Below are 22,289 nucleotides of genomic sequence, written 5' to 3' on the forward strand. Positions count from 1 at the left end.
TCCACTGCAGAGGGAGACAAACGACATGCACATCGGACGCGGCATCCCGCAGGGCAGGGAAACCGGGCTGCGGTCGTCGACGACCACCGGCCAGGTCTGGTCGGACATCGTGCTCAACGAAGCCGGAACCCGCGCACTTACCATGTATTTCGCGCCCGGCTCCCGCACGCACTGGCACCGGCACCAGGGTGGGCAGTTGCTGTACACGATCGCCGGGCAGGGTTGGATTCAGGAGCGCGACGGGGAATCGGCGACGCTCGGTCCTGGCGATGTGTGCTGGACCGAGCCCGGCGTGGAGCACTGGCACGGGTCCGCGCCGGACAGCCAGCTGATCCAGCTCGCCGTCCACTTCGGAGACGTCGAGTGGGGACCGGGTGTCGCGGACGAGGAGTACCGGTTGCCATGAGTGCCACCACCTCCCCCGGCCGTGCCGCCGTCGAGCGTCTCGTGGGCAGCGCACCCGATGGGGACTGTTTCGACGTGTTCGAACCCGCGACCGGCGAACACCTCGCCCGAGTCGCCGAAACGTCCATTGTGGACTTGGAGGCCGCGATCGTCGCGGCATCGGACGCATTGCCCAGCTGGGCGTCGATGCCGGGCTGGGAACGGTTCGAGGTGCTGCGGCGCTGCGTGGACGCGTTGCGCGAGGTGGCGGACGAGCTCGCGGACCTGATCTGCGCGGAGACCGGCAAACCGCTCGCGGAGGCCCACGGCGAGGCGGCCAACACGATCCGCTTCTTCGAATGGTTCAGCCACGAAACCCTGCGGCTGCACGGTGAGTACTGGCCGGGGATCACCGCCGATCGCGACGCGGCCGTGCTGCGCGAACCGGTCGGGGTCGTCGCTGCCATCACACCGTGGAATTTCTTCGCATTCCTGGTGGCGTGCAAGGTCGGCGCCGCCATCGCCGCCGGCTGCACCGTGGTGCACAAGCCCGCGGAACAGACCCCGTTGACCGCGCTCGCTCTCGCCGGGGTGTTCGAGCGGGCCGGGCTGCCTGCCGGGGTCTGGAACGTCGTGACCGCCAGCCGACCCGAGCAGGTCGGTGACGTGCTGCTGAGCGCGCCCGAGGTCGCGTGCGTGAGTTTCACCGGCTCGCGCACGGTCGGCGAACGGATCATGCGGGCCGCGGCCGGCACGATCAAACGGGTCCTGCTCGAACTCGGGGGGAACTCGCCCGCCGTGGTGCTGGCGGACGCCGATCTCGACCTCACCGCCGCCCAGCTCGTGCGGGCGAGGTTCCTCAACGCGGGCCAGGCTTGCATGGCCGCCAACCGCGTCTACGCCGTCGAGCCGGTCTACGACGCCCTGGTCGAAAAGCTCTGCGAGCAAACGGAAACCCTGCGCGTGGGCGACCCACGCGAGGCAGGCACGAACCTCGGACCGCTGATCGACCTGGCCGCAGTCAAGCGGCTCGAAGACCAGCTTGCCGCCGCCGTCGGCCAAGGCGGCGAGCTGCTCACCGGCGGCCGACGGTCAAGCGAGAACGCCGTGAGCGCGTTCCTCGAGCCTGCCTTGATCGCCGCCCCCGGGGACGCTCCGCCCGCGGTGTTCGGGGAGGAGATCTTCGGGCCCGCGCTGGCTGTCGTCCGTTGCCGGGATGAAGAGGATGCCGTCCGGCTGGCGAACGCGACCGAATACGGCCTCGCCGGGTACGTCTTCACGCGTGACCGCCAGCGGGCGCTCGCCGTCGCACGCCGGTTGGTGGTCGGCTCGGTCGCGGTGAACCGCGCGCTGATCAGCGAACCGCAACTGCCCTTCGGCGGGGCCAAGGCAAGCGGGCTGGGTCGCGAGCGCGGCCGTGCTGGGGTCGAGGAGTTCCTCGAATTCAAGACCGTCCACCTGGGATAGCAGAGGAGAACACGTTGCCCGACAACGATGTGTGCGTCGTCAATGCACGGGTGATCACGATGGACGACCGGCGCACGGTCGCGGACGCCTTCCGCTTCTGCGACGGCGTCGTGGTCTCGGTCGGCGACCGGGAAAGCGTGCTGCGCGTGCCCGGCGACCCCGAGATCGTCGATCTCCACGGCGCGACCGTCCTACCTGGACTCATCGATGCCCACTCACACCTGGAACTGCTCGCGTATGCGTGGGAGATCGCGGAGGACTGCCGCGCCGGCCGGGTTTCCTCGGTCGCCGAGATCGTGGACGTGTTGCGGGACAAGGCGAACAAGACCCCCACCGGGGAGTGGGTGCTCGGGCAGGGCGAGCACTACCAGCACCTCAAACTCACCGAAGGACGGTATCCCGACCGGCACGACCTCGACCAGGTCAGCATGAACCATCCGGTCATGTACCGCGCCAGCTACCACCTCAATGTCTTCAACTCCCGTGCGCTGCAGCTGCTCGGCGTCGACGACGACACCCCGGACGCGCCAGGCGGCCGGATCGAGCGGGACACGGACGGCACCGCGACCGGGCGCACCTACGACATGTTCGCCGCCCTCGGCGGACCCCAGCCGCCCCTCGGAGCTCTCGTCGACGGCATCAAGCGGGCACAGCAGCGGTATCTCAGCGTCGGCGTCACCGCGCTGGGCGACATCATGCTGCACACCGAGGGCCTCGACGCGCTGCTCGCGCTCGAAGACGATCTCCTGCTCCGCGTCGCCGTCTACCCGAAGCTGCCCACCATACTGTCCAAAGAGGACATCACGTCGGGCCGGCTCGGCGAGCACTTCGCCACGGCCGATCCGGCACGCCTGCGGCTCAAGGGCGTCAAGATATTCCTCGACGGTGGGCTCACCGCGGGCGCGGCCGCGCTCCACGACGACTACCCCGGTCAGCCCGGCTATCGTGGCGAACTCGCCTACACCGACGAGGAGGTCTGCGAGATCGTCCGCATCGTCGACGACGCCGACCTGCAGATCGCCATGCACGCCATCGGCGACCGCGCGCTCGACCAGGCCATCGACGCCGTTGAAGCGCTGCCCGAAGCCCGGCACGGCGTGCTGCGACACCGAATCGAGCATGCCGGCAACATGTTCATGACCAGCGAACGGGTCAAGCGACTCGCCCGGGCCGGGATCGTCCCGGTGCCACAGCCAGCGTTCCTGCTCACTACCGCGCCCGGCTACATCAAGCACCTCGGGCGGGATCGGATCGGCCCGGTGATGCCGTTCCGCACCTTGATCGACGCGGGCCTGCCCGTCCCGGGCAACTCGGACGCCATCGGCATCACCCCCGACCAGCATCACCCGTTCCCCGCGATGCAGGCCGCGATCTCGCGCCGCAGCCAGGACGGGGCGGTGCTCGACCCGCAGGAGGCGATCACGGTCGACGAGGCAATCGCGATGTACACCCGATGGGCGGCCCACTCGCTCGGCCGCGAGAACGAAATCGGCTCGATCGAAATCGGCAAGCACGCCGACTTCGTCGTAACCGGGGCCGACCCGCTGACCGCGCCGGACCTGGGTGCGATCACCGTCGAGGCGACGTGGCTGGGCGGCCGGAAGGTCTACTCGCGATGAACACCCGGGCCGCACTGCCGGAGGTCCCGCTCGCCACGAAGCCGGGCCTCGGCCGAACGCTGCGCGGGAGCTCGCTGTGGCTGTGCGTCCCGGCAGCCCTGTTCATCGTGCTCGTGTACGTCGTGCCGCTCGCCGTGCTGCTGGTCAGGAGCTTCACCGACCCGACTGTCGGGCTGCAGAACTACGGTGCGGTGTTCGATAACTTCGGGTATGTCCGGACGATCCTGCGCACCATCGGGATCTCCGCGATGGCCACCGCACTGAGCCTGTTGCTCGGGTACCCGCTGGCGCACGTCATGGTCACCGCCGGGCCGGGATGGCGGAAGTTCCTGATGCTCTGCGTGATCACCCCGTACGTCACGAGTGTCCTGGTGCGCAGCTTCGCCTGGCAGGTGATTCTCGGCCGCCAGGGACTGGTGAACAAGCTGACCGAGGTGCTAGGCCTGGGCACGCACGACCTGCTGTTCAGCCCGTTCGCCGTCGCGGTCGGGATGACGCACTACATGCTCCCGCTGATGATCCTGCCGCTGACCAGCGTGATGCGGCAGGTCCCGGCGAACCTCGTGCCCGCCGCGCAGAGCCTCGGCGCCGGGCCCGCCACGGCGTTCATACGGATCTACCTGCCACAGACCAAACCGGGGATCGAAGCCGGGGTCGTGCTGTGCTTCGTCTACGGCGTCGGCGCGTTCGTGATCCCGGCCATCCTCGGCGGCAACTCCGGCGCGATGCTCGGCGTGACGATCCAGGCGGCGATCGCCCAGCGAGCGGACTACGGTTTCGCCGCGGCCGCCGCCACCCTCCTCGCGCTGTGTGTGCTGGGGGTCGTGGCGCTGTACAAATGGCGCTTCGGAGGTTCTCTGGAAACCCTTGCAGCGCCACGTAACACGGCCCAGTCCGGCGCCGCCGTTCCCGGCCGGACATCGGCGGGCGTGCTCACGCGGATGCTGGCCGTGCTGGTCCGGCCGCTCGACACCAGCGGGATCTCGCGCGCGGGCTGGTTGCTCAAGGCGTACAGCCTGATGGTCGGGCTGCTGCTCCTGCTGCCCCAGTTCATCGCGATCCCGGTGTCGCTGTCGTCGTCGCGCGCGATGGTGGTGCCGCCGCCCGGCTGGTCGCTCCAGTGGTACCGCAACCTCGCCGACGCGGCGTGGAGTGAACCGATCGTCACGTCGCTTCAGGTCGCGGCCGTGGTCGCGGTGCTCGCCACCACGCTGGGCACGCTGGCCGCCCTCGGCGTGGTGCGCAGTGGCCTGAGCAGACTCGGCGGGCTGACCAACACGCTCATGCTGATACCGCTGCTGTTTCCCACGGTGGTCGCGGCGGCGGCGATGTTCGTCGCGTTCCTCCCGCTGTATCTCACCGACAGCCGCATCGGGCTGATTCTCGCCCACACCGCGCTTGCCATCCCGTTCGCGTTCATCGTCGTGCTGGCGAGCGCGCGCAAACTCGACCCGAAACTCGAACAGGCCGCGGCGAGCCTCGGCGCCCGGCCGTGGAAGCGGCTGACCCGGGTGCTGGTGCCGCTACTGCGACCGTCCATTGTGGTCGCCCTGTTCCTCGCGTTCATCACCTCGTTCGACGAGACGTCAATGGCGATCTTCCTCAGCGGCGTGCGGGTCAGCACGCTACCGGTTCAGATGTATGACTCGCTGACGATCCAGAGCGACCCGACGATCGCCGCGGCCGCGGTCGTGATCATGGCGCTGGCCGGGGCCGGCGTCGGGCTGGCGCCCCTGCTGGCCGCTTTGGGCTCCCGGAAGGGCAGGAAGAAATGAGCGTGGCCACCAAAGCGACGACGACCCGGCGCGGCTCAGTGAGCCTGCGCGGGCTGACCAAGGAGTACGCCGGCGCACGGGCGGTCGACGGGATCGACGTCGACATTCCGGCGGGCGAGTTCTTCACCCTGCTCGGTCCGTCGGGCTGCGGCAAGACAACGACGCTGATGATGCTCGCCGGGTTCGTGCAACCGTCCGGTGGCGACGTGCTCATCGACGGCCGGGACGTCGCGAACGTCCCGCCGACCCATCGCGACATCGGCATGGTGTTCCAGAACTACGCGCTGTTCCCGCATCTGACCGTGTTCCAGAACCTGGCTTTCCCGCTGGAGATGCGCCGGCTGCGGCGTCCGGAGATCGCCCGCCGGGTCAGCGAGGCACTCAAGCTGGTCCGGCTGGAACAGTGGGCGGACAGCTATCCAGGTCAGCTTTCGGGCGGTCAGCAGCAACGAGTCGCGGTCGCTCGCGCGGTCGTGTTCAACCCGCCGGTGCTGCTGATGGACGAACCGCTGGGCGCACTGGATCGCAAGCTGCGCCTCCAGCTACAGCTGCAAATCCGGAGCCTGCAACGGGAACTCGGGCTGACGGTGGTCTACGTGACGCACGACCAGGACGAGGCCATGTCCATGTCGGACCGCGTCGCGATCATGCGCCAGGGCAAGATCGAACAGGTCGGGACCCCCACGGAACTTTACGAGACCCCGGTGTCGGTCTTCGTCGCCGACTTTCTCGGCGACAACAACACGATCCCCGCCCGGATCGTGGACGACCGTCACGTCCGCGTGGGAGACGTCGTGCTTTCCGTGCCGACCCACGGGCTGGCCGAGGGCACGGACGGCGTCGTGCTGGTTCGGCCGGAGCGAATCCAGATCAGCGACCGGCCGGCCACGTTCTCCGGTGTCGTCCACGAAGCCGTCTATCTCGGCAGTACCAGCCAGTACGAGGTTGATGTGCCCGGAGCCGGGCGGCTCAGGTGCTCGGTCAGCCACAGCGGGAGTCACACGGTCTGGGAACCCGGCCGGCGCGTCGGCGTCGAGCTACCAGCCGGGTCTGTTCGCGTCATGCCTAGGTCGGAGAAGGAGTAACGGAAATGACCACACACGATCCGATCGGGCGCCGCCAATTCCTGCGCCTGGGTGCGATGGCCTCCGGCACGGTGCTAGGCGCCGGTTTCCTGTCCGCCTGCGGTGGTGGTGGCGGCGCGTCGAGCGAACTGGTCTACGCCGGGTACGGCGGTTCCTACCAGGACGGTATCAAGTCGGCGATGTTCGACCCCTTCACCCAGTCGACAGGGATCGGTGTCAAGTACACCGCAGACGCCAACGACGTCACGAAACTGATTTCGCTGGCCGACGCGGGCCGTTCACAGGACGACATCGCCGACGCGCAAGGCCCGGCGCTCGCCCAGCTGCGCGCCAGTGGCGCGCTGGAGAAGCTCGACCGGAACGTGGTGACCCACGAGGACGTGGTCAACCCCAGCCTGATCACCGAGTACAGCGTTCCGTATTACCAGTTCAGCCACAACATCTTCTGGAACGCCTCGATGATGTCCGGCCAGCTGAACTCGTGGGCCGACGTCTGGGACGTGCGTAAATTCCCGGGCAAGCGCGGTTTCCAGCGACTGCCGTGGTTCACCCTGGAAATCGCGCTGCTGGCGGACGGCGTGGCGATGGACAGTCTCTACCCGCTCGACGTCGACCGGGCCTTCCGCAGCCTTGACCGGATCAAACCGAACGCGGTGTTCCTGGACAACAACTCGCTCACCAACGCCGTGTCCACCGGCGAACTGGTCACCGCGGACCTGAACTTGTCGCGTGTGAAGACGATCATCAAAAGCGGGGTCAAACTGGAATACACGTGGAACCAGGCGATGGTCGACGTGGAACAACTGGTGGTGCTCCGCGGCGGCGCCCGCCGCGACGCCGCGATGAAGGCGGTCCAGTATTCACTCGAACCGGAGACCCAGCTGCGGATCATACGCACCCTCGGCTACACGCCCACGTCTAAGGCCGCCCTCGCCCAAATCCCGGCGGCCGACGCGAAAGACCTGCCGGGCACCCCCGAAACCGTGGGCACCAGCTTCTACCTCAACGCGTCCTGGTGGGCGGACAACTACAAGGCCGTGTCCACCAGGTTCCAGGGCTGGCTCACCTCCTGAGCCGCAGGCCACGTGCGCGAAGTCACCACGCCTCCTGGCGCTGGTGCTCCCCGCCGTGGACGATGCCAGAACACGGCTGTTCTGGTGTCCAGGAGATGTTGTAAGGGACGGTCCGTCAGACGGCGACAGCGCTGATACCGCCGGCCGCGAGTGCGGACACGTCGATCGCTCCGCGTGCCCGAAGTCGGACCTCGGCGAGCCCAAGGTCGGCCAGCACGGCTGCAGCCACCGCAGCGTGCATGTCCGAGCAGGCGACTTCGGCATCGTGGCTTCCCGACAGGATCCGCGCCCCGGTCGAAGCCGGGCGCAAGTAGACAACAGCGCCGCCGTTCCTCGCGACAGCGGTCAGCGAGGCCTCCAGCTCCCGGCGACAGTTGCACGCCTGGCTGCCGAATACATCGCCAGCAATGCATTCCACGTGTACCGCGATCAATGGCCGCGCGGCCGATGACGGGCGGACGAGCGCTACGTGTTCGGCACCGGTGACTTCGTCGCGGAACCCGACGGCGTCAAACCCTCCGTGCGCGATCGGCAAAGCCGCCCGAGCGCCCCGAGTGACCCGCCCGCGCACGCCGTCACCGAAATACAGCCGATACCGGACAAGGTCGGCGACATCCAGCAATGGGAGCCCGTGTTGTGCGCCCAGCGCGGCGACCTCTGACCGCTTGGCCGTGGCGCCAATACCGGGCTCGTCCGGCCCGGTAACCAGCTCAGCAATCACCCCGACTGGCGGAAGCCCGGCCAATCGGCACAGATCGACGGCGGCCTCGGTATGCCCGGGCCGCTCGACGACGCCACCGGGACGGGCACGCAACGGCAACACATGCCCTGGGCGGCGCAGGTCGCTGGCCACGGAGCGCGGGTCGGCCAACACCTGGGCGGTGCGCGCCCGGTCGGCGGCGCTGATCCCGGTCCCGACGCCTTCGGCTGCATCTACTGAGATGGTGTAAGCGGTGGCATGCGGGTCGGCGTTGCGCCACACCATCGGCGGCAGGTCCAAAGCGTCGGCGCGATCAGCTTCCATCGGCGCGCAGAGCAGGCCCGAGGTGTGCCGGACTGTCCAGGCCACCCACGCGGGATCGGCCAGCGCCGCCGGGAGCACGACATCGCCTTCGTCTTCCCGGCCGGCGTCGTCGACCACCAGCACTGGCCGGCCAGCTTGCAGAGCCGCTAATGCGGGACCGATCCCGGCCGCCGGACCGGAGTGGGAGACCGGTGGGTCGAGCTGGGCGGTCATGACGCCCGTTCCAGCCCGGCCAGCGTGTGGAAGGTGCTCGCGTGGAAGATCAGCGGCCCCAAATGCGGATGCGTGCATTGGCTCTGCACCCGGAACAGCACGAGTTCGTGGTCCCCGGCCGGGACGATGCGTTCCACCGAGCAGTCCAGCCACGCCGTCGCGCCGTGCAGCAGCAGGGCGCCCTCGTCGGTGGTGTACCAGTCGAGCCCGGCGAACCGGTCGCCGGTCTTGGAAGCGAGTTGGCGACACGTGCGGTCCTGAGCGTCGCCGAGAACCGACAGCCCGAGCCGAGGACGGTCGCCCAACAGCGGCCAGGTGGTCGAGGTTTTCTGCACGCAGAGCCCGACCAAAGGTGGCTCGAGGGACACACCGACGAATGCGCTGGCTGCGATCCCGATCGGCTCGCCGGTCTCCCCGAGCGCGCAAACTGCTGTGACCCCGCTGGGGAAACGGCCGAACGCCTCGCGCAGCCCGGTGGTGTCCACTGTGCCGTCCGCGGTGGTGGTGGGATTCAGTGTTGTCATGGTGCCTCCTCTCAGGACCGCAGGACGAACGGGTCGCCGGCGGGTTCGTCACTGGTGTTGACCCAGACGCTCTTGAGCCGGGTGTACTCGCGGATCACCTCGGTGCCGTGCTCGACTCCGAGCCCGGAGGTCTTGAACCCTGAGCGCGGCGACATGGGCGACATCGCGCGGTACATGTTCACCCAGATCGTGCCCGCGTCGAGTGCAGCGGCAGCGCGGTGCGCGCGGGAGAGGTCCTTGGTCCAAACTCCGGCGGCCAGGCCGTAGTCGGTGTCATTTGCGATCCGCAGGGCTTCGGCGTCGTCGTCGAACGGGATGATCGCCACGACCGGGCCGAAGATCTCTTCCCGGCACATCCGGGCTTCGTTGGTCAGGCCGGTGAACACGGTCGGTTCGTGAAACCAGCCGCCGAGCCCGACCTCCGGGCGGCTGCCGCCGTAGGCGACCACGCCGCCGTCCGCGCGGCCGGCGGCCACGTACTCCTCGACCTTTGCCAGCTGGGCTGGCATGGCCAACGGCCCGAGTTCGGTGTCGGCCTCGAGTGGGTCGCCGATCCGGATCGTGCTGGCCCGGGCCACGACCCGCTCGACCAACTCGTCGTAGACGGAGCGGTGGGCCAGCACTCTGCTGCCGGCGATGCAGGTCTGGCCGGCAGCCGCGAAGATCCCGGCGACGACGCCGTTGGCCGCGCTGAGGATGTCGGCGTCGGCGAAAACCAGTTGCGGCGACTTGCCGCCCAGTTCCAGCCCTGCTCGGACCAGTCGCCGTCCCGCCCGCTCGGCGATCCACGCCCCGGTCGCGGTGCTGCCCGTGAACGACAGCTTGGCCACGTCCGGATGGTCGACCAGTGGGGCCCCCGCCTCAGTACCGAGCCCGGTGACGACGTTGACCACTCCTGGCGGGAATCCTGCTTCCTCGAACAACGGTGCCAGGGCCAGCATCGAGGCACTGGTGTGCTCCGAGGGCTTGACGACCGCCGTATTGCCACAGGCGAGCAACGGGGCCAGCTTGGCAACTGTGAGGGTCAGCGGGGAGTTCCACGGCGTAATCGCGCCGACCACACCGACCGGCTCGCGCAACGTATAGTTGAGGATGTCAACGTTGCTGGCAGGGATCGTCTCACCGTGGATCTTGTCAGCTAGCCCGGCGTAGTAGAAAAAGTACTCTGGCAGCCCGGCGAGTTGCGTGGTCATCTCCCGCAGCAGTTTGCCGTTGTCAGTGGACTCGGTGCGGGCCAACACCTCCGCGTGCTCGCCGATCAGTTCACCGACCCGGCGCAACAACGCACCCCGCGAGGTCTGCGACATCCGCCGCCAGCTCAGGGATTCGAACGTGCGTCTCGCCGCGGCGACTGCTCGCTCGACGTCGGCCGCGGTGCCGCGGGCGGCCTCGTACCACGCGCGACTCGTGGTCGGATTGTCACTGGTGAAATAGGCGCCCTCGGCCGGCGGAACGGGCTCGCCGCCGATGTGGTGTTCCCATCGGGGCAGCCGATCGGCGTCCACAGTGGACGAAGACGTTGTGGGGGCTGCGGTGCTCATGGGGCCAACGCTCCTGGAAGATTGAATGGGCGGCCCTCGATCTGGGCGAGGACCGCGGCGACGAGCACGTCCGGACGTTCCAGCGGGAGCAGGTGGCGAGCCCCTGGGACTGCACACCACTCCCCCTGCGGGACGCGATCGGCGACTGCGGCCGCCATCCTCGGGGTGGAACCGGGATCGTCCTCTCCGGTGATAGCGAGCACCGGTGGGACCATTCGGGACAGCTCCGGCCAGAGTTCGGCATCGGCGTGCGCGAAAACTGCGTAACAGGCCAGGTATGACGGGGGCCGGTTGGCCCTCAACACGGTGCGGATCTGGTCGACCAGCTCCGGCTCGGCGTTCCGCCCGCGCGGCGAGAACCACCGGTCCACTGCGGCTTCGAACGCGCTCGCCAAGTCTTGTCGGGCTTTCTCCAGCCGGCCGGCGACCGCCTGCCGTTCGGACTCCGACCGGTTGGCCACGCCGCTGACCAAGGTCAGCGACGCGACCCGCTCCGGGTGGTCGAGAGCCACCCGGGTCGCGACCAACGCGCCGAGCGAGAACCCGACCAGGTGAACGGGAGCTGGTGCACCGGCAGCGATCCGGACCACCGGCTCGGCCAGGTCGGTCAGCGTCGTGCCCGCCGCTGCGTCCGGCGCCGCCCCGTGTCCGAGCAGGTCGGGTGCGTGGACCCGATGTCCTGCGGTCGTGACATCCGGGGCGACGCGGTGCCACATGGTGTGGTTCAGGCCGACACCATGCAGCAGGACCACATCGGCCGGCGCTGTCACTGCTCGCTCGCCAGCGGGGCCAGCCGGGCCTGCGGACGACCTTGGGCAGCTGCCGCGAGCCCGATGACGATCTCGTCCGCCCGAGGGGCATCCGGTACCCGTGCCTCGACGGTCTGGTGGTGCGACCGGATCGTGGCGTCGGTGACGTGCTTGAGCGGGATGTCGAACACGGTGCCAGCGGCGGCTCGCTTCTCCACGGCCGGCAGCAGGGTGGTCGCGGAGGCGGCGTCGCGGAAGTGGTTGCCGAACTTCAACGTGTGGATGAGCCCGGAACCGTGCTCGATCTCGCCGTCGAGTCCGACGATCGCGGCCTTGCCGTAAGCCTCGACCGGCGTGCCCAGCGCGCTGACCACCCGGTCGCTGAGCAGCTTGCCCAGTTCCGGGGCGACCGCGTCGATCGTCGGACCGAGGTCCTGGACGAAACCCTGCCCCGCCCAAGGGTTCTCAATGACTGCAAGCACGACGGCGACACGCGCTGCGGGCTCGACGGGGCGCCCGCCTTCGTTGTGGATCTCGTCGACGATGGTGTGGATGCTGCGGATGGTGGCGCTCACGGAACGAGCTCCCTCTCGGATGGGTTTCGGTTCAGGATGTGGTCGGCGAGCGCGGCGTCGGTGCGCCGGTCGCCGATGCGTGCGTTGGGGCGAGGGCCGTCGGAGGCCGCCGCGATGACTGCGATCTCGCCGGGGCGCGGAGCGTCCGGCACCCGGACCGGCACGGTCTGGTAGTGCGAGCGGGTCGATGCGTGGTTCTTGTGCCAGATCGGCACCGACAATGTCGTGCCTGCCGCCGCGCGCTGGTCCGAGAACACGATGATCGACTCGCCGTCGGTCCGGCGACGCAGCACATCCCCGAAGTACGGGGTGTGGATCAGCGCGCTGGCGTGCTCGATCTCCCCGTCCAGCCCCACGATGGCGGCCTTGCCGAAAGCCTCGACCCGCTCGGCGCCACCGAGCGCGTCGAGCAGCCGGTCCGACAATTCGTGCGCGATTTCCGGTGCCAGTGCGGCGACTTCGGCGGACAGGTCGTCTTGGAGCCCGCGGCCCAGCCACGGGTTGGTCACCACCGCGACGGCGGCCGCGCGGCGCACCGTTGCCCGCACCGGCTCGCCGATGTCGCGCAGGGTTTCCTCGACGACGGTGACGATGCGGCGGATGCTGGCACTCACGCCGTGACCCCGGAGAACTGCGGCATGACCTTGTCGGCGAACAGCTCGAAGCTGCGCATGGCCTTGCGGTGCTCCAAGCCCGGGTGGGTGGTCCACAGCAGCAGGTCCTGCAGGTTCAGCTCCTGCTGCAGCTCGTGCACCTTCTCGGCGACGTAGTCCGGCGTGCCGACGAGGAGGTTGCGTTCGGCGAGGAAGTCGTAGTCCAGCTCGCGGCCGGTGATGTCTTCGCCGACCTCACGCAGGTTGTTCAGCCCGCGCCAGTGGCAGATCCAGCGGTAGGAAGTCAGCAGCGCCTCCTCGAAGTCGGCTCTGGCCTGCTCCAGGGTGTCGGCGACATAAACGTCGCGGACCAGCGACAGCCCGGTACCCAGCTCCTGCTCGACGCCGGTCGCCTCGGAAAGGGTGTCGCGGTAGAGCGCGAACCGGCCCTTGAGCTCGGAGATCGGCGGCATCCAGAAGATGCCCTTCATCCCGGCGCGGGCGGCGCTCTGGATCGAGCGCGGGGTGTCGATGACCTGCGACAGCGGCGGGTGCGGCCGCTGGAACGAGCGCGGGACGACCTGCATGGCGGAGATCGTGCCGTCCTCGCCGACGAACTCCGGCGACGACGCGGAAAGCGGGTGGTTCCACTCGATTCCCGGGGCGGGGTACTGGTAGAACCTGCCCTGGTGGGAGATGAACTCGCCGCTCCACGCCTTGCGCAGGACCTCGACGGTCTCCTCGAACAGGGCCCGGTTCTGCTCCTGATCGCGGGGATCGGCCACCGGGTTGAGGTTCATCGCCTCGCGCCCGTAGAGGCCCCGGCCGATGCCGACCTCCACCCGTCCGCCGGAGAGCTGGTCGAGCAGGGCGATGTCCTCGGCGAGGCGCATCGGGTTCCAGAACGTCACGATGTTGGCGGCCTGCCCGATCCGGATCCGTGAGGTTCGAGCCGCGATGTCGCTGCCCATCAAGACAGGGTTGGGAACCAGTTCGTAGCCCTCGTGGCCGAAGTGGTGCTCGGTGTACCAGAGGGAGTGGTAGCCGGCGGTATCCGCAAAGGTTGCGACCTCGCGGATCTCGTCGAGCACTCCGGCGACATCGTCGAGTCGGCCTGGTGCGCCGACGTTGTGGAAAATCGAGAAACGCATCTTTCTAGAGTTCCTTCCGCAGGGGACGGCCACCGGTGAGCGGGTCGTCGGCGGCCATAGTGGCCCGCTCGCTGGAGCGGACGTGGTCACGCATGGCGAATTCGGCGCCGAAACCGTCCTTTTCCCGGATCAGTTCCAGCACGTACCGGTGCTCGGACAGCGAGGCGCCGAGCCGTCCCGGTCTGGTCAGCGACGCCGACACCAGCCGGTGGTAGGCGAGCTGGTTCATCAGCGTCCGGTAGTGGGATTCCAGCTGGGAGCTGTCCGCTCCGCGCACGAGCAGTTCGTGGAACTCGTGGACGAGGGTGGCATAGCCCTCGACGTCGTCCCGGGCCACCGCCTGGCCGGAAAGCTCGATGTTCTCCTCGAGCTCGTCCATGATCGGAATCGCCCCGCGGGCGGCCAGCAGCCGCGCGGCCATGCCTTCGAGCATCTCCTTGAGCTCGAACAGCTCGACGACCTCGCGCCGGCTGGGGGACCTCACGAACGTGCCGACCCGAGGCCGGACCTCGACCAGACCTTCGATCTGCAGCTGCTTGAGCGCCTCGCGGACCGGCGTGCGCGACACGTCGTACTCGGTGGCCAAAGCCAGCTCCGACAGTGGCTCACCCGGTAGGTGGCGCCCCTCGATGATGCCGCGCCGGACCCCGGCGAGCACCCGTTCCTGAGCGCCTCGTCGGCTGCCCCTAACCGCGTCTCCTTGCATGCAACAGAAGCTAAGTGGCGCGCTCTTCAATCGTCAAGAGATGTCTCGCGAAAGAGCAGCGGGACCGATAAAGTGCTGATCAAACCACCTGAATGCTCTCCCGTCCCCCGCATGCCAGTTCCAAGGCTTGGTATTGACCGTCGCCTTCTTGCATGCCACGGTTGCCTGCATCTCGCGCCCTGCCCCTGCGGGCACGTCGCACCGCACCGCCCTTCCAGCCAGCACATGGAGACAACGATGTCCGATTCCCCCACCGCGCCGCCGGATCGCCGGCGCCCCGGCCCCGTCCTGTACATCTCGCTGGCCTTGACCCTCGCGATCGTGGTCTGGGGGGCTGCCGCCGGGGACTCGCTGTCCAGGGTCGGCTCGGCGGCCCTCGACGGCATCACGCGCGGATTCGGCTGGGCCTACCTGCTGGTGTCGCTCGGATTCCTGGTCTTCCTCGTCGTCCTGGCCTGCAGCCGCTACGGCAGGGTGCGCTTGGGGCGCGACGACGAACGCCCGGCGTTTCGCCGGTCCACCTGGTACGCGATGATCCTCTCGGCGGTGATGGGCATCGGCTTGATCTCCTACGGCGTCGCCGAACCGATTTCCCACCTCGCTGAGCCTCCGCATGACCTGGCCGCACCAATGACACCGGGCGCCGCAGTCACCGCCATGCAGTTCTCGTTCTTCGACTGGGGTCTGCACGCCTGGGGCATCTTCGCCGTGTTCGGGCTGGCGATGGCCTGGTCCATGTTCCGCCGCGACAGGCGTGGCCTGGTCAGCGCGCTGTTTCGACCATTGCTCGGCCGCCGCGCCGACGGTCCGCTTGGCGGGGCCATCGACGTGTTCGCAATTCTCGCGACGCTCTTCGCTCTTCGGGACCACTACCTCACTCGGGCTCGGCGCGCTGCAGATCAACGGCGGCATCACCGCCCTGTTCGGGATCCCCAATTCCCGGAGCTTGCAGTTCGCGATCATCGGGGTCATCACGCTGCTGTTCACCGCCTCCGCGCTGACAGGTGTCGCCCGAGGGATCCGCTTCTTGTCCGAAACCAGCATGGGCCTCGGCGGCCTGCTCTTCTTGTTCGTCCTCGTCGTCGGCCCCACCATTTACCTGGCAGACCTCTACGTGCAGTCGGTCGGCCGCTACCTCAGCGAGTTGATTTCCACGAGCCTGATCACTCCGGCCAGTGGCGACCTCGGCTTCATGCAGTCCTGGACCTACTTCATGCTCGCCTGGTGGCTGTCGTGGGCCGCGTTCGTGGGCGTCTTCCTCGCCCGGATCTCCCGCGGGCGCACAGTGCGCGAATTCATCGTGGGCGTACTACTCGTGCCGAGCGTGGTCTTCTCGGTCTGGTTCACCGCTTTCGGTGGCACCGCGATCCACAGCGACCTGGCCGGCACCACCCGGATCGCGGCGGCGGCCGCGGACGACGCGAACTCGGCGTTCTTCGCCACCCTGCAATCGCTGCCGCTACCAGCGATCACCTCGGTGGTGACGATCGTCCTCGTCGTGCTGTTCTTCGTCTCGGGGGCCGACGCCAACACGTTCGTGCTCGGGATGCTGACCAGCCGCGGCACCGAACACCCACCGGGGTGGATTCTGGCGCTGTGGGGCGCGGTGACCGGCGCCGCGGCGATGGCCCTGCTGGCCGCCGGTGGCCTGGAGTCGCTACAGCAGATGGTGATCGTCAGCTCAGCGCCGTTCCTGCTCGTCGTCGTCGGGGTCGCTGTTTCCCTCTGGAAGGACCTGACCGCGGAACCGCTACAGCACACCATGCCCACGGCCAGCGCGATGCGCGGAGCCGCGGACCGAACCGGTGAGATCCCCGAACCGGCCCGCACCAAAACCCTTAGCGACGATGCCACGGAGGAGGCCGCCATCTATGGCGTTCCCGCATCCGTTCCGGCCGAACCGAAGCCCTGACCTACCGTTGCCCGATTTCCTCCGAATCGGGTAGTCCGCCAGAGTCGTGAGGCGGAAGGGACGCGTGGTACGTAAGAGTCTGGTGCGACCAGTGTATGGCGGGCTTGCTGTCCGATCTTCTGAACGGAGTCATCCAGGCCGGCGAGAAACTGCCGAACGAAGATCAGATCGCCCAGCGGTTCGATGTCTCCCTGGCAACGGTACGGGGACCCGTCGAGAGCAGCCATCTGTCGCGGATTCACGGTTCCGGCATGTATGGCACAGCCCAGACCCGAGCATTCGCTCAACGACACGCTCAGCTTTACCAGACCTCATCGCGCTGAGTAGGCCCGGGGCGCGGTGCCGGGATTACTCCCGGTCCGTTTCCCCGGACCTCTCGCCGAGTGAAGGCGGCCGCCGGCGAGGTGCCCGTAGTCCGGGACCTTTTCCGACAGCCCCTTCCCGAACGGGACACGCGAGTTTCGGCGGGATTGACCTCTTGTCGGAGTTCCGGCAGGAATTCCGCGCTAGGCCCGTGGTCGACGTCCGTCCATCGTGGACAGTTGAACCCACCATTGCGGAAAACTACTGAATACCGAAGTTATGAATCGCGTCGACACCACCCGAGCCGAGCGAGCCCCCGACAGCCCAGGGCGTGGTGTGGACGTGTCCGCCGCCGTCGAACTGGACCGAGTACTTGCCCTTCTGGGTGAGATCACCGAAGCGGTAGTACCCATTCTCGTCGGTGCGGACCGAGATCTCCGTATTATCGCTGGTCAAACGTAGCGATACCGTGAAGCCAGCCGCGCCGGGCTCGTCGGGTTGCTGCTGGCCATCTCCATTCAGGTCGAAGAAACCAACTCCGGACACCGAACTGGTTCGTTCTTCGGCATATGCCGGGAATCCGGTGGCAGTGACCAGCAATGGCGCCGCGACCAACACGACCAGGAGACCTCGCACAGCATCCTCCTCAGCAGTAGACGGCGAACGGCCGTCATGGACATGTCCCATCCGAAGACTGCCAGGATGCGGCCCGTCTTCATCCGTGCGACGCGCGTGACAGCCTGAGGTTGCCTGTATTGGTAGAAAATCTTCAACGCGTGCTCCCGGCTCTGGAGAAGTTGGCGTAGGCGAGGGGCGAGGCGGTCGTTCCGAGGGCGACGACGCAAGCATCCATCCGAGCGTGATCATCTCCCAGGTGTGCCCCTGGTTCCGGGAGTAGAGCTGTTCCTCTGCGCTCATCGCGGCGTCCTCTGTCGCCCAGCCTGTTTGCCAAAGCGAACACAGCTCACGAACCGGTAGCATCACCGCATGGTCACCCTCGCCGAACTCGAAGCCCGCGTCGCAGCCCTCGAAGCAGCACAAGCCGACTACCGGGCCGTGCTCGCCGCCGTCAACGCATTGGGTGCTAACCAGCGCGAACACTCCGAACGACTGCAGCGCCTCCATGACGGTCAGGACAAGCTCGCGCGCGGGCAGGACGACACAAATGCCCGCGTCCGGTCGATCGAAGAGGGCGTCGCCGAGATCAAGGATCTGCTCGTACCAGCACTCGACCGCTGAGCGGTAGCGGTTCCGTGCAGCGATCGGCTTTCGTCGCCCGGCCTGGCCACTGCGCTTTCACCCCTGCAGAAGCCGTGGCTGCCGTGGGCGCCATCACCACCCGCGCGGAAACCGTACGCTGGGCAGGTCTGACCACACCGGAAGCGCTCAACGCCGCCGCCAGCCACCTCGGCGACGAACAGCGCTTACCTGCCGGTCGTGAGGGGGACAATGGGTTTGAGTTCTGATCCTTCGGCTGGCGTGGGGCGCGGATGCGTGGAAAATTGCGGCACGGCAACGTTCCGCTGCGGGGAATCGCGGTCGTGGCCATCCTGCTCGTGATCGCCTGGGCGGCCACCGCCTCGGTGACCCTGCTGTTTCGTGGTGAGCAACCCCCGCCGCCGCAGCTGGCCGCCCCGCCCCTGATCCCCGCCCCGCCCCCGATCCCCGCGCCGGGGCCCGAGTCGGCAGGTGCGTTGCGCGACGGCCAGCCCGGCGAGGTGGGTCTGAACCCCGCGCCGATCGCGGCGGCACAAGGACAACTCGCTGCGGGGACTCAGACGTCGCCGGGGAATCCGATCCCGTCGTATGCAGGTGAGGTCAGCCTGCTCGCGCGCGACGGGGTGGTCGTCAGTCGGCAGGCAGCCGGATTCTCGCTGCGCTACGCCGACGCGCAGGGACCTGAGCTGCCGGCCGAGCAGCAGGAAAAGGTGCAGAACGACACGATCTTCGACCTGGCGTCGCTGACCAAGCTGTTCACCTCGATCGCCGTGCTGCAGCTCGCCGACGACGGCCGTGTGAACCTGAACGCGCCCGCCGCGGACTACGTCCCGGAATTCGCCGCCAGCGGCAAGCAGAAGATCACTGTTCAGGAGTTGCTCACGCACACCTCCGGCCTGCAGGCCAAGATCGAACTCTGGCGGTTGCCCCCGCCTGACCGCCTCCCGGCGGTTCTCGGGGCGACACCGCAGAACCCGCCCGGCACGGTCTACCGCTACTCCGACCTGAACATGATCACGCTCGGTGTGCTGGTCGAACGAGTGTCGGGCCAGCCGCTGGATGCGGTCGTGCACGACCGCATCACCGCGCCGCTGGGCATGACCGACACCGGATACCGGCCGCCCCGGGACAAGCTGCACCGCATTGCCGCCACCGAGTTCGAGACCGACCCGCCACGTGGCCTCGTGCGCGGCGAAGTTCAGGACGAAAACGCGTGGTCGCTGGGCGGTGTCGCGGGTCAGGCGGGGATCTTCTCCACCGCCGACGACCTGGCGGTGCTCGGGCAGGCCCTCCTCGATGGCGGTACCTACCGCAATCAGCGCATTCTCCGGCCGGAGACCGTGCGTGCCATGCTCACCAACTACAACACCGCGTTCCCCGGCGACGCGCACGGCCTCGGCTTCGAACTCGACCAGCCCTGGTACATGGCCGGTCTCAGCGGCCCGCATACCGCCGGGCACACCGGGTTCACCGGCACGTCCCTGGTGATCGACCCGGGTTCCCGATCGATCGTGGTGCTGCTGACCAACGCCGTGCACCCGTCGCGCACGTGGGGGTCGATCGGGTCCGCACGGCTGGAAATCGCCCAGGGCATGGCCTCGGCATTGAGACCGCCGGGCCACGACGGCTAGGCCCGGGAAGCCACGGCCCGAGGAGCCAACGATGAAACGACGCCGCGTGGTGCTCGCCGCGGGTGCGGCGGCGATCGGGGCAGGCGTCCTCGCCTGCGGCGGACCGCCGCAGGCAAATGCGCCGCGCCCAGCACCGCCGGTCGCCACGACGCCGGCCTCACCGCCAGCACCCGCCGAGTCTCCTCCCGCCGAAACCGCTGTTCACCCGGTCACCGCCGGCGCTCTGGGGGCGAGCTGGCATCCCGGCTGCCCAGTGCCGCCGGAGAACCTCCGCCTGGTCGACGTTCCATATCTGGGCATGGACGGAAAGCCGCACACCGGGCAGCTGATCGTCAACCAAGACCGGGTCGAGCAGACGATCACTGTCCTCGATGAGCTCTTCCGCCTGCGCTTCCCGATCCAGCGCGTCCAGACTCCGGATCACTACCCCGGAGCCGAGGACGAGTTGTCGATGGAAGACAACAACACCTCCGCCTTCAACTGCCGGGGCACTCCCGGAAGAAGCAAGTGGTCCCAGCACGCCTTGGGCAGGGCCATTGACATCAACCCACTGCTCAACCCCTCGGTGTACAAGACCGGCCGCTTCGTACCGACAACGGCAGCACAGGTTCTGGATCGCACACGCAAGGACGCCGGCCTGCTGCATGACGGTGACCCTGCGGTGCGCGTCTTCACCGACCGCGGCTGGACCTGGGGCGGCCACTGGGCGGACCCCAGCGATTACCAGCACTTCGAGCTGCGGCGATCAGCAACCGCCTCGCGGCAGCGCGAGTTACCGTTCCCATCACAGTCCACATCGGACTCCGCAGTGCCACCGCCGAGGGTAGTGCCACCGCCGAGGGTGCGGAAGTTCCGCTCACTCGCCTTGCGGTCGATCCCGTACCGCCGCTTCGCCTCCAGGGAAAGCAGACAGTGGTGCAGCGTGACTGACGTCACGTTTGCCGCTTCCGCTCGGTAAGTGCACCGTCCTTTACCCAGTATGAATAGACTTTGCTGGAACCCTGACCCGCGAGCCAGCGGTCCCTACCGCGATCAGTTCAGGTAACCGACAGTGGTGGGCGGAACCGCGAACAGTAGATCGGGACCAGTTGATTTCGTCGACGTGTTCGCAAACCAGCAGCGAAAACCATAATCGCGATTACTTGGTGTTCATATTTCCCGATCTCTTCGCTGAATTATCCTTCGATTAGGTGTGCATCGTGTGGCCGACTCGCGATGACCGCGCAGCCAAACCACGATGGACCCTACGGGGTGAAGTGCTCCGATCTCGGCAGTACGCAGAGAGAGGGAAAAGATGTCGAATCACACCAGAGAGTACCCACTGTCCACCAAAGGACACGGTGAGGAGATTACGACGAGCGACTGGAACGAGGCCGTCGTTCAGGTCAACCGTCTCCAAGACCAGCTTGATCGCATGAAGTACTTCGATACGCTAGAAAACAGAGTCGCAGAACTTGAAAACACCGTGCGGGAGATGCAGACGAAGTACCTGGAGGACAAGGACGGTGTGATTCAGACCCGCCATCTCGCGGAAGACTGCGTCACGACCACGAAGATCGGCAAGGATGCGGTCACATCGAAGAAACTCGCCGACAATGCAGTCGTGGCCACCAAGCTCGCCGACAACGCGGTCACGACCCCGAAGATCGCCGAAAACTCGGTTACCGACGTTGAACTCGCTCCAAATGCGGTCAAGTCCGAGCATATCTTCAAGGACGCCGTCCTACGAGACAAGATTGCCAACAACGCGGTGAACACCGACAAACTGGCGACGGACGCCGTCACGAGCGACAGGATCGCTCCGAATGCGATCACCGACAGGGAGATCGCGAACAACGCGGTTAAGTCCGGAAAGATCGACGAGAACGCCGTCACAAGCAGGGAACTCGCCAGCAGCGCTGTCAAGACTGAAAAGATCGCCGACAACGCGGTGCAGGAAACGAAGCTCATGGATGGCGCGGTCAGCTCTCAAAAGATCGCGATCGGAGCCGTCCAGAGTAGCCACATCGCACCCAATGCGGTGGGGACGGAGGCACTGGACGCCGGAGCCGTCACGACCACCAAGATGGCGGACAACTGCGTCACCGACCGGCAGCTCGCCCCGAACTGCGTGGCGGACGGAAAGATCGCGGACCACGCCATCGCGGGCCAGAAACTCATGTCCGGGGCCGTGACCACGGACAAGATCGCTCAGAACGCCGTTACGGGGAACGAACTCGCACCCACCTCGGTGAGCACCAACCATTTGGTTCCAGAGGCCGTGACGAGCGAGAAGCTCGCGGACAACGCTGTTTCGGAACTGAAGCTCGCGAAGGACGCGGTCACGACCGAGAAGATCAAGGACAGAAGCGTCACTCCCGCCAAGACCAGCTGGGCGTAGTCGTCACGTCCGCACTGCGCAACGCTGCCCTCGACTTGTGCGGGGGCAGCGTTCGTATTGTGACGCGGCAGCGTGACCTGTTCTCGCACTTGATTCGCGAACGGTTCACGATCGCCAACCCGGTTGCCTGCAGGTCACCCGATGCCACTCGGCGGCGGCTTCCTCCGTAAGCCACTCGGGCGGTTCGGAAGCGCTCCGCCGGAACGCCGGACCAGTGGAGACCTTCCGGCCGCCCGAGTCCGTGCCGTTGCCAAGCTTGTTGAGCAGCGACGGCGGCGCCGGCATCCCCTGCACACCCACAACTTCCCCGAGAGCGTCGCCATCGGCGGGGGCAACACCATCGTCGAGATCGACGGATTCGAACAC

General features: G+C 67.5%; 23 protein-coding genes and 1 pseudogene. 14 read left to right on the forward strand and 10 right to left on the reverse strand.

Going from position 1 to position 22,289, the window contains the following annotated elements:
- Window positions 1–25: 25 nt before the first annotated feature.
- Genes SSPN_RS0127320 through SSPN_RS0127345 form a run of 6 tightly spaced genes read left to right on the forward strand, consistent with a single transcriptional unit; the run spans window position 26 to window position 7,403 of the window.
- Complete coding sequence (locus SSPN_RS0127320; RefSeq protein ID WP_010311301.1) at window positions 26–406, forward strand: cupin domain-containing protein; 381 nt, start codon at window positions 26–28, stop codon at window positions 404–406.
- Window positions 403–1,851: an aldehyde dehydrogenase family protein gene (locus SSPN_RS0127325; protein WP_010311303.1), complete on the forward strand. Its 1,449-nt coding sequence runs from the start codon at window positions 403–405 to the stop codon at window positions 1,849–1,851. The genes SSPN_RS0127320 and SSPN_RS0127325 overlap by 4 nt, the downstream gene beginning before the upstream one ends.
- A 14-nt stretch (window positions 1,852–1,865) precedes the next feature.
- Window positions 1,866–3,470 carry an amidohydrolase gene (locus SSPN_RS46050; protein ID WP_010311306.1) on the forward strand — a complete coding sequence of 535 codons (1,605 nt, stop codon included), beginning with the start codon at window positions 1,866–1,868 and terminating at the stop codon, window positions 3,468–3,470.
- Complete coding sequence (locus SSPN_RS49325) at window positions 3,467–5,245, forward strand: ABC transporter permease subunit (RefSeq protein WP_010311307.1); 1,779 nt, start codon at window positions 3,467–3,469, stop codon at window positions 5,243–5,245. The genes SSPN_RS46050 and SSPN_RS49325 overlap by 4 nt, the downstream gene beginning before the upstream one ends.
- On the forward strand, window positions 5,242–6,330 hold the full coding sequence (locus tag SSPN_RS0127340; protein WP_010311309.1) for an ABC transporter ATP-binding protein: 1,089 nt from the start codon (window positions 5,242–5,244) through the stop codon (window positions 6,328–6,330). Before SSPN_RS49325 ends, SSPN_RS0127340 begins: the two co-directional genes overlap by 4 nt.
- A gap of 5 nt (window positions 6,331–6,335) precedes the next feature.
- Window positions 6,336–7,403, forward strand: coding sequence for an ABC transporter substrate-binding protein (locus SSPN_RS0127345; RefSeq protein WP_010311312.1), 1,068 nt, complete (start codon window positions 6,336–6,338; stop codon window positions 7,401–7,403).
- 115 nt (window positions 7,404–7,518) lie between these two features.
- Here the strand turns inward: SSPN_RS0127345 and ribB are convergent, their stop codons facing one another.
- From ribB to SSPN_RS0127385, 8 genes are read right to left on the reverse strand one after another with little or no spacing between them, the layout of a single operon-like run.
- Window positions 7,519–8,640: a 3,4-dihydroxy-2-butanone-4-phosphate synthase gene (gene ribB, locus SSPN_RS0127350; protein WP_010311314.1), complete on the reverse strand. Its 1,122-nt coding sequence runs from the start codon at window positions 8,638–8,640 to the stop codon at window positions 7,519–7,521.
- Entirely contained in the window at window positions 8,637–9,164 is a 528-nt protein-coding gene (locus SSPN_RS0127355) for a flavin reductase family protein (RefSeq protein ID WP_010311316.1), read from the reverse strand. The genes ribB and SSPN_RS0127355 overlap by 4 nt, the downstream gene beginning before the upstream one ends.
- Window positions 9,165–9,175: 11 nt before the next feature.
- Entirely contained in the window at window positions 9,176–10,705 is a 1,530-nt protein-coding gene (locus SSPN_RS0127360) for an aldehyde dehydrogenase (protein WP_083822133.1), read from the reverse strand.
- On the reverse strand, window positions 10,702–11,475 hold the full coding sequence (locus SSPN_RS0127365; protein WP_010311320.1) for an alpha/beta fold hydrolase: 774 nt from the start codon (window positions 11,473–11,475) through the stop codon (window positions 10,702–10,704). Before SSPN_RS0127365 ends, SSPN_RS0127360 begins: the two co-directional genes overlap by 4 nt.
- Window positions 11,472–12,029, reverse strand: a complete 558-nt coding sequence (locus SSPN_RS0127370; RefSeq protein ID WP_010311322.1) for an amino acid synthesis family protein — start codon at window positions 12,027–12,029, stop codon at window positions 11,472–11,474. Before SSPN_RS0127370 ends, SSPN_RS0127365 begins: the two co-directional genes overlap by 4 nt.
- Window positions 12,026–12,643 (reverse strand): amino acid synthesis family protein, encoded by a 618-nt coding sequence (locus tag SSPN_RS0127375; RefSeq protein ID WP_010311324.1) that lies wholly within the window; start codon window positions 12,641–12,643, stop codon window positions 12,026–12,028. The genes SSPN_RS0127370 and SSPN_RS0127375 overlap by 4 nt, the downstream gene beginning before the upstream one ends.
- Window positions 12,640–13,773, reverse strand: a complete 1,134-nt coding sequence (locus SSPN_RS0127380) for an LLM class flavin-dependent oxidoreductase (protein ID WP_010311327.1) — start codon at window positions 13,771–13,773, stop codon at window positions 12,640–12,642. The genes SSPN_RS0127375 and SSPN_RS0127380 overlap by 4 nt, the downstream gene beginning before the upstream one ends.
- A gap of 4 nt (window positions 13,774–13,777) precedes the next feature.
- Window positions 13,778–14,431: a GntR family transcriptional regulator gene (locus SSPN_RS0127385; RefSeq protein WP_010311330.1), complete on the reverse strand. Its 654-nt coding sequence runs from the start codon at window positions 14,429–14,431 to the stop codon at window positions 13,778–13,780.
- Window positions 14,432–14,716: 285 nt separating this feature from the next.
- Between SSPN_RS0127385 and SSPN_RS61800 the strand changes: the two are divergent.
- The 3 genes and pseudogenes from SSPN_RS61800 to SSPN_RS52075 form a co-directional block, all read left to right on the forward strand.
- Window positions 14,717–15,268, forward strand: a pseudogene (locus SSPN_RS61800) (BCCT family transporter); the annotation flags it as partial.
- Window positions 15,234–16,391, forward strand: a complete 1,158-nt coding sequence (locus SSPN_RS49330; protein WP_272941772.1) for a BCCT family transporter — start codon at window positions 15,234–15,236, stop codon at window positions 16,389–16,391. The pseudogene SSPN_RS61800 and the gene SSPN_RS49330, both read left to right, overlap by 35 nt.
- A gap of 95 nt (window positions 16,392–16,486) precedes the next feature.
- On the forward strand, window positions 16,487–16,714 hold the full coding sequence (locus SSPN_RS52075) for a GntR family transcriptional regulator (RefSeq protein ID WP_083822135.1): 228 nt from the start codon (window positions 16,487–16,489) through the stop codon (window positions 16,712–16,714).
- A gap of 241 nt (window positions 16,715–16,955) precedes the next feature.
- Here the strand turns inward: SSPN_RS52075 and SSPN_RS57085 are convergent, their stop codons facing one another.
- Window positions 16,956–17,312, reverse strand: coding sequence for an SdrD B-like domain-containing protein (locus tag SSPN_RS57085; RefSeq protein WP_158309655.1), 357 nt, complete (start codon window positions 17,310–17,312; stop codon window positions 16,956–16,958).
- A gap of 369 nt (window positions 17,313–17,681) precedes the next feature.
- On the opposite strand from SSPN_RS57085, the gene SSPN_RS0127400 reads away from it, so the two are divergent.
- The 5 genes from SSPN_RS0127400 to SSPN_RS49335 all read left to right on the forward strand — a co-directional run bounded on the left by SSPN_RS0127400 (window position 17,682) and on the right by SSPN_RS49335 (window position 21,923).
- A complete protein-coding gene (locus SSPN_RS0127400; protein ID WP_010311332.1) occupies window positions 17,682–17,933 on the forward strand; it encodes a hypothetical protein in 252 nt (83 codons plus the stop codon).
- 83 nt (window positions 17,934–18,016) lie between these two features.
- On the forward strand, window positions 18,017–18,160 hold the full coding sequence (locus SSPN_RS57090) for a hypothetical protein (RefSeq protein WP_158309656.1): 144 nt from the start codon (window positions 18,017–18,019) through the stop codon (window positions 18,158–18,160).
- 24 nt (window positions 18,161–18,184) lie between these two features.
- A complete protein-coding gene (locus tag SSPN_RS0127405) occupies window positions 18,185–19,543 on the forward strand; it encodes a serine hydrolase domain-containing protein (protein ID WP_085982136.1) in 1,359 nt (452 codons plus the stop codon).
- A gap of 31 nt (window positions 19,544–19,574) precedes the next feature.
- The gene (locus SSPN_RS50035; RefSeq protein WP_083822137.1) at window positions 19,575–20,501 is read left to right on the forward strand and encodes a M15 family metallopeptidase; all 927 of its coding nucleotides are present in this window, start codon (window positions 19,575–19,577) and stop codon (window positions 20,499–20,501) included.
- A gap of 336 nt (window positions 20,502–20,837) precedes the next feature.
- Window positions 20,838–21,923, forward strand: a complete 1,086-nt coding sequence (locus tag SSPN_RS49335; RefSeq protein ID WP_010311336.1) for a hypothetical protein — start codon at window positions 20,838–20,840, stop codon at window positions 21,921–21,923.
- Window positions 21,924–22,028: 105 nt separating this feature from the next.
- On the opposite strand, the gene SSPN_RS57860 is transcribed toward SSPN_RS49335, so the two are convergent.
- Window positions 22,029–22,289 (reverse strand): phage terminase small subunit, encoded by a 261-nt coding sequence (locus SSPN_RS57860; RefSeq protein WP_010311337.1) that lies wholly within the window; start codon window positions 22,287–22,289, stop codon window positions 22,029–22,031.

The organism is Saccharopolyspora spinosa NRRL 18395 (genome assembly GCF_000194155.1).
GTDB lineage: Bacteria > Actinomycetota > Actinomycetes > Mycobacteriales > Pseudonocardiaceae > Saccharopolyspora > Saccharopolyspora spinosa.

Excerpts from the sequence above, each read along its gene's own strand:
- SSPN_RS0127320 (WP_010311301.1), top strand. The coding sequence starts at position 26 with ATGCACATCGGACGCGGCATCCCGCAGGGCAGGGAAACCGGGCTGCGG.
- SSPN_RS0127325 (WP_010311303.1), top strand. The coding sequence starts at position 403 with ATGAGTGCCACCACCTCCCCCGGCCGTGCCGCCGTCGAGCGTCTCGTG.
- SSPN_RS49325 (WP_010311307.1), top strand. The coding sequence starts at position 3,467 with ATGAACACCCGGGCCGCACTGCCGGAGGTCCCGCTCGCCACGAAGCCG.
- SSPN_RS0127340 (WP_010311309.1), top strand. The coding sequence starts at position 5,242 with ATGAGCGTGGCCACCAAAGCGACGACGACCCGGCGCGGCTCAGTGAGC.
- SSPN_RS0127345 (WP_010311312.1), top strand. The coding sequence starts at position 6,336 with ATGACCACACACGATCCGATCGGGCGCCGCCAATTCCTGCGCCTGGGT.
- ribB (WP_010311314.1), bottom strand. The coding sequence starts at position 8,640 with ATGACCGCCCAGCTCGACCCACCGGTCTCCCACTCCGGTCCGGCGGCC.
- SSPN_RS0127355 (WP_010311316.1), bottom strand. The coding sequence starts at position 9,164 with ATGACAACACTGAATCCCACCACCACCGCGGACGGCACAGTGGACACC.
- SSPN_RS0127360 (WP_083822133.1), bottom strand. The coding sequence starts at position 10,705 with ATGAGCACCGCAGCCCCCACAACGTCTTCGTCCACTGTGGACGCCGAT.
- SSPN_RS0127380 (WP_010311327.1), bottom strand. The coding sequence starts at position 13,773 with ATGCGTTTCTCGATTTTCCACAACGTCGGCGCACCAGGCCGACTCGAC.
- SSPN_RS52075 (WP_083822135.1), top strand. The coding sequence starts at position 16,487 with ATGGCGGGCTTGCTGTCCGATCTTCTGAACGGAGTCATCCAGGCCGGC.
- SSPN_RS0127400 (WP_010311332.1), top strand. The coding sequence starts at position 17,682 with ATGGTCACCCTCGCCGAACTCGAAGCCCGCGTCGCAGCCCTCGAAGCA.
- SSPN_RS0127405 (WP_085982136.1), top strand. The coding sequence starts at position 18,185 with ATGCGTGGAAAATTGCGGCACGGCAACGTTCCGCTGCGGGGAATCGCG.
- SSPN_RS50035 (WP_083822137.1), top strand. The coding sequence starts at position 19,575 with ATGAAACGACGCCGCGTGGTGCTCGCCGCGGGTGCGGCGGCGATCGGG.
- SSPN_RS49335 (WP_010311336.1), top strand. The coding sequence starts at position 20,838 with ATGTCGAATCACACCAGAGAGTACCCACTGTCCACCAAAGGACACGGT.